At 42.8% G+C, this 6409-nt stretch carries 6 protein-coding genes and 1 pseudogene (1 of these 7 running past the window's edge); 2 read left to right on the top strand and 5 right to left on the bottom strand.

Going from position 1 to position 6409, the window contains the following annotated elements; translation table 11 throughout:
- Positions 1-82, top strand: a pseudogene (locus COV52_00400) (hypothetical protein) (it extends 260 nt beyond the left edge of the window).
- Positions 83-186: 104 nt separating this feature from the next.
- The gene (locus COV52_00395; GenBank protein ID PIR12116.1) at positions 187-414 is read left to right on the top strand and encodes a hypothetical protein; all 228 of its coding nucleotides are present in this window, start codon (positions 187-189) and stop codon (positions 412-414) included.
- Positions 415-425: 11 nt separating this feature from the next.
- Here COV52_00395 and asnB read toward each other — a convergent pair whose 3' ends face one another.
- The 5 genes from asnB to COV52_00370 are packed head-to-tail and all read right to left on the bottom strand — an operon-like array spanning position 426 to position 6408.
- Positions 426-2435 (bottom strand): asparagine synthase (glutamine-hydrolyzing), encoded by a 2010-nt coding sequence (asnB, locus tag COV52_00390; GenBank protein PIR12115.1) that lies wholly within the window; start codon positions 2433-2435, stop codon positions 426-428.
- A 30-nt stretch (positions 2436-2465) separates the two neighbouring features.
- Positions 2466-3413: an SAM-dependent methyltransferase gene (locus COV52_00385; protein PIR12114.1), complete on the bottom strand. Its 948-nt coding sequence runs from the start codon at positions 3411-3413 to the stop codon at positions 2466-2468.
- A 12-nt stretch (positions 3414-3425) separates the two neighbouring features.
- Positions 3426-4613: an aminotransferase DegT gene (locus COV52_00380; GenBank protein ID PIR12145.1), complete on the bottom strand. Its 1188-nt coding sequence runs from the start codon at positions 4611-4613 to the stop codon at positions 3426-3428.
- 8 nt (positions 4614-4621) lie between these two features.
- Complete coding sequence (locus COV52_00375) at positions 4622-5599, bottom strand: NAD-dependent dehydratase (protein ID PIR12113.1); 978 nt, start codon at positions 5597-5599, stop codon at positions 4622-4624.
- Positions 5599-6408 carry a 3'(2'),5'-bisphosphate nucleotidase CysQ gene (locus tag COV52_00370; protein PIR12112.1) on the bottom strand — a complete coding sequence of 270 codons (810 nt, stop codon included), beginning with the start codon at positions 6406-6408 and terminating at the stop codon, positions 5599-5601. Before COV52_00370 ends, COV52_00375 begins: the two co-directional genes overlap by 1 nt.
- Between the last annotated feature and the right edge of the window lies 1 nt (position 6409).

Here is a 6409-nt window from a genome sequence, read left to right as displayed (position 1 = left end):
GCTTATGAAAAAAAACACAAAGGCCCGCTTTACACTAACAACCCAAATCAATGCTGCTTTGATAGAAAAGTCAGCGTATTAAAAAAGCTTGTAAAAAGTTATGACGTCTGGATATCAGCGATTCGACGCGACCAATCATTCGCCCGCGCAAACACACCGATTATTTCAAAAGACGATCAATTTAACGTGATAAAATTTTGCCCACTGGTTGATTGGCGTCGCAAAGATACCTGGAGTTTTATAAAAAAACACCAGATACCCCACTCACCCTTATTCGAGCAAGGCTACACAAGCATTGGATGCAAGCCCTGCACGCAAATTAACCCAACCCCCAACAACGAAAGGGCGGGGCGATGGATTGCAACCTCAAAAACTGAATGCGGCTTACATTACCCGATAAAAAAGAAGCTCTAAACGCAACGAGCTTATAAGAAGTGCTCACACCATGCTGAAAAATTCAGCATGGACCACACAAACAGACGCCGGTTATTTTTACCTGATAAATGTTCATTAACCAAGCCCCTTACAACCGTCCTATCCATAAATTCATAAACCAAAGAATCTCTTAACAGCAATTCACGTCTAACAAAGTCAATACTCTCGCCTTTAAACCAACTATTGTCCGGCGATGAGAATCCTTGTTTTGAGGCTTTTGTGAAAGACTCGGGCATATAACGTGACAAGGCTTGGCGTAAAATCAGCTTGCCATCACTGTTTTTTTGAAAATATTTTTTGTATTTATCTGTTTCATTCTCATTAACTCGCACTACTTCTTTTAGATTTCCCAGCTTCAGATTAACAGGCATTTTCATCGCAAAATCAACAAGATCATTATCTAAAAAAGGCACACGGGTCTCTAATGAGTGCGCCATGGAAAGCTTATCTTCAACAACCAAAAGCCCATGCAAAAAGGTTTTAGCCTCAAAATACAATGAATGATTGACATAATCTTCGGGTGTTGCAATACGCTCGTGATGCCCACGAAACACATTACGAAAAATATCACGCGTCCACACATGCGAGACCTTACCCCAAATCGGTGAAAACATTCTTTGAATATGCTTATTATCGACAAGTCGCTGCCAAAAGACGTAATATTTATCCACATAGTTTTCAACGTCATCATTCACCACAGCACGATAGTAACGCCAGGGATAGCCGCCAAACAATTCATCGCCGCCGGCACCGGATAAAACCACTTTAACAAACCTACTTGCCAACTTAGCAGCATAATAATTAGGATAACTTTGGCCAACGCGTGGCTCCTCTAAATGCCAGGAGAAGTTTGGCAAGCAACGCTCCATATCTCCAGATTTTAAAACCATCTCATAATGTTCAGTTTTATACAAATAAGATAACTGTTCTGCGCGCGCACGCTCATCAAAACTTAGCTCTAAGCCAGAGACGTTATTTAAGTCAAAACCGACAGTGAATGTTTTTAAATAAGGAATTTTACTCGCTGCAACCGCTGCAATAGAACCAGAGTCCATTCCCCCGCTTAGATAATTGCCCACTTCCACATCGCTCACAAGCTGCCGCTCGACTGCTTGCTCAAAAAGCCTGCGAAGCTCTTCAGCATATTCGCGCTCGTCTTTTACGCTTTCCAGCTCATGGAAATTAAAGTCCCAGTATTGCTTTGGCTCAACCTTTGGTGTCTCGAGCTGCAAATCAAGCTCAATAAAATGACCTGCGGGCAAAATGCTCACGCCCTCGTACAAGGTTTTATCGGTAAAAATATTCTGAAAAGTAAAATATTCGAGCAAGGCTTCACAATCAACTGACATCTTAAACTCAGGATACTTTAAGATCGCCTTAACTTCGCTTGCAAACAACAAGGTACCGTTTTTTAAAACGGTATAATACAAAGGTTTAATGCCATAACGATCACGGATCAAGTAAAAGCGCTGCTGCTTTTTATCCCAAATTGCCCCGGCAAACATGCCATTAAATTGATGGATACACTCAATACCCCATTCCTGGTAAGCAGCAAGCAAAACCTCTGTATCAGTTTCGGTTGAAAACTCGTAGCCAAGCTTTGCAAGCTGTGCGCGAATTTCCTTGAAGTTGTAAATTTCGCCATTATAAGCCAACCAAACATCACGCGGTAAATTACTCATCGGCTGATGGCCTGCGCTGGTGATATCCAAAATCGCCAAACGCCTATGACCCAAAAATAAATCCCAGCGGTGAGCGTTCAATGCCTGCTGGCCATGGTGCGTGTCAATGGCCGGAATCATTGGCGTAATATGATGAAACTTTTGATCGGTGAAATTTTGAACGTAAGAGAGCTTTCTTGGGTGTTGACGGCCGGTTTGTGCCACAAAATAACCGGCATCATCCGGACCGCGATGGGAAATTACATCACACATTTCTTTTAAAGAAGTTGTTAAAATTGGCTGCTTACCTAATGCAATTAGCCCGACTATGCCACACATATACTACCCAGTACCCGCAAACAAAAAACCCTACACTTTAAAGCGTCCACTATAACAACTTTCCTCGCTGTGAAAATAAACGATTTTTAGCCCATTACTTCTCACAAGAGTTTCAAACTCTTCTTTTGAATAACGTTTTGCATTTGAAGGTGAATACCAATCATAGTTGGTCACCATGCTTACCTCGCGACCAAGATCTGCATTCCAAAAACATTTGATAAAATTCCAATATAAAAAGCGTTGCAAGTCCTGCCGCCCTCCTTTAATACCTAACAAGGGGATATCAGGAAAGTCTATTGTCAATTTTAGATCAGACAATGTTCGGCCAAGCTCTGTTAGTTGTTCCGATAAATCCAGTAAATCTTTGTGCGTTAAGCTTTTACATCGTGAACGCCAGTACTCGTCAAGCAACTCTCTAGGTAACGCTTTTTTTGCATAAACATAACACGCAAACTCACCGCCTAACTTTAAAGCCTGAGCAAGTTGGAAAAATGTATTTTCTGGGTTCTCTGTATGCATTATAACTTGGTCACAACTGACGAAGTCCACCACGCCTTTTCTGAAAAAGGGTTTAGATATATCCCCTTGTACAAAGAATAAATTTTTAACGCCTTTATATTGCTCAGCCGCCTGTTTTGCGGCTGCTGAATAATCCATTCCAACAACAACCGCATGTGGAGCCATCTGCGCAAACCAAGCGGCTTTATACCCCAAGCCACAACCCGCATCAAAAATAACCTTTTTATCGCTTAAAAACTCAGCCAATTCCGCTTCTGAAGAAAAACCATATAACTTTAAGTACCAGTTTTTTTGAAAACGATAGAACGAATCATCTTCAGTCATTGTTTTCTCACAAACCTGCCACTTATCAGAAAAAACCTTATTAACTTGCGCTTGGTTTTCAAAATCAGAGGCGTGAGAAAGGCACGCAAAATTGCCCTCAAAACTAGGGTTCTTTAGCAAAAACTCGCTTAACATCTCCACCTCCAATCAATACTTTAAACAATGAAACATTGTACTTTTAACATAGTCAAACTCTTCATCCGACATGCCCGCATACACCGGCAAGGCAACACTTAGCCGATCAGCCGCATAAGCCGAAATAAAGTCAGCATCACTTAACTGATACCTATTCTTATAATAACCTAGCGTATGAACAGCATGGGTGCCTTGCCGGGTTGCAATGTTTTTATCGGCTAAATGCTGCATAAAACTATTACGCTGTTTATTTAAACGGTCAATTTTTTCTACCGTTAGGTTAGACAAATCTTCCTGCCCAACAAACAAACACACATACGACTGATAAGCGTGGCGATAATCTTCTGGCACAAAAGGCGCCTTCAAAGCAACAATTGATGCCAAAGCTTTATCATACTGAGCTGCAATTTTTCGACGGCCAGCCATAATGCTTTCAGCCTTATCCATCTGGCACAAGCCCAAGGCACCCTGAAAATCAGTCATGCGATAATTAAACCCTCGAAGGTTAAAGTCTGGCAACAAAGAGCCTGTTTTTTCTTGATGCCGCTGCAAATCAGTCTTGCTTGCACCGTGATCAGCCAGTTGCGAAACCATTGTGTAAAGAGCCTCATCGTTAGTGGTCAACATGCCACCCTCACCCGTGGTAATGGCTTTACGAGGATGGAACGAGAAGCAACCGCAATCACCAAAGGTGCCAGCATGCTGATTACCGATCCAAGCATCAAAGGCGCAAGCAGCATCTTCAATAATCTTCAAGTTATACTGTTTTGCAAGATGTAAAATAGTCGGCATATTCGCACACAAACCAAACAAGTGAACTGGCATGATCGCCGTGATACTTTTATCTTCAGACAATAAACGCTCAAGTGCTTTAATATCGATATTAAACGTGGCTAAATCAATGTCGCAAAAAACGACTTTAGCGCCGGTGTATTCAACCGCATTTGCCGAAGCCACATAAGTAAACGATGGCACAACAACTTTGTCGCCAGCGCCGATACCCATTGCCTCCAAACCCAAATGAAGAGCTGTTGTACAACTTGAAGCAGCTTTAGCAAATTGAGCGTTCGTGTAAGCTGCAAAACGCTTTTCAAACTCAGCAACATACGGACCCTGAACAACCCAACCTGTTTTCAAAGGTTTAACAATCGCCTGCTCTTCAGCTTCATCAAAAATAGCCTTAGTGATGGGAATATTCATTTCAATCATTATTTGAAGCTCCCGGTATCGCGCCATTGAATTAATTTATTCAAACCCTCTTCGAGGGAATACTTATAGTTAAAACCAAGCTCGTCACGTGCTTTAACCGCCGAGCCAATACGGTTTTTGACAAGCTGCCTAGCATCATCCGCACTGTAGGGCTTATAAATAACTTCCAAAGCTGAACTCTTCAGTTTTAAAATTAAATCGCACAGTTGCTTAATCGATGTTTGCACCTCTGTGCCCACATTGTAAAAACCAAGCTTCACATCCGATTCTAGAGCACATACATTAGCACGCGCAACATCTTCCACATACACGAAATCATAGGCCTGCGAACCATCACCGTTAATCGTGGGGGCCTCATTTGCATCAATCTTATTCAGCATAATCGGTACAACACCAGTATAAACCGCGTGCTGGTCCTGACCTGGACCATAGACATTCATATAACGCAAACCCACCACTTCCAAGCCATAGCGATCATTAAAGGCAGTACACATGGCTTCACCTGCGATTTTTGTTGCGCCATAAAAATTTTTGTTATTGTACGGGTGATTTTCTGTCATCGGCACTTCTACCGCGTCGCCATAAACTGATGCCGAAGAAGAATAAATTAGTTTCTTAACTTTATGCTTAACACAAGCCTCTAGTACATTAAAGGTGCCGGCGATATTCACATCAAAAGCCGTACGTGGAAAATCTTTACAGTGCAGTAACCACATGGCCGCTAAATGAAAAACATAATCAACACCCTCAAAGGCCTTATCAAGGATATCTGTTTCACGAACATCACCACCATAAGGAAAGATAGAACAACGAGAGTCCTCAAGGCTATCTACCAGATTCTCACGCTTACCGCGGGCAAAATTATCGACAACGATCACTTCTTTAACGCCGTGCTTTAATAGCTCGCGAACAACAAATGCGCCGATAAAACCAGCGCCGCCAATGACCAAAACCTTCGCATTACTTAACTTACCCATCAGATCCCCCCAAAAATAGATGCGCCACTCATTAGTGATCGCGATAATAAACCGTTAGACACCAGCAAACCCGCCGTTAAAGCTTGCTGGACGCCATCAAAACGATAGCTATAAACATTACCAGAGAAGTCAACGGCGCAAGCACCCGCTTCTGAAACAATCAGGTCACTGGCCGCCAAATCCCATTGCATTAATGGTGTAAAGCGAACAGAGCAATCGACTAAGCCCTCTGCAATCTCGCAATACTTTAAAGCACTTCCCAAAGGCTTTACTTTAGTAATGCCTTGCTTCTCAATAAAATCTTGATCTTCGGGCTTTAAGTGTGAGCGGCTAACCGCAATCGTGGCTTCTTCAAGGTTGGACACACTGGAACACTGCAACCGTTTACCTACACCCGCCTCTACTTTAAATGCACCCTGCCCCTTAAGCGCGTAATAAACCACTTGCTTCGCCGGCACAGCCACTACACTCAACACAGGCCGGTTGTGGTGAATCAATGCAATGTTGACAGTAAACTCACCGTTTTTTTGGATAAACTCTTTCGTGCCATCCAAAGGGTCAACCAACCAATGATAATCTGCTCGCTTAAGCAGGTCCAAATCAGGCTCACTCTCCTCTGAAATCACAGGAAAACCCGAAGCCGCAAGCACACTCACAATGGCATCATGAGCAGCCAAGTCCGCTTGAGTCACAGGGCTTTGATCAGCTTTTTGCTCAACAGCGATATCCCGATGATACACAGCCATGATAGCTCCTGCCGCTTGACAAGCAGCCGACAGGGCGATGTCTAAATACTGATCGTAATCCACG

The sequence above is a fragment of the Gammaproteobacteria bacterium CG11_big_fil_rev_8_21_14_0_20_46_22 genome, from assembly GCA_002796245.1.
GTDB lineage: Bacteria > Pseudomonadota > Gammaproteobacteria > UBA12402 > UBA12402 > 1-14-0-20-46-22.
This window is presented reverse-complemented; position numbering and strand designations above follow the sequence as displayed.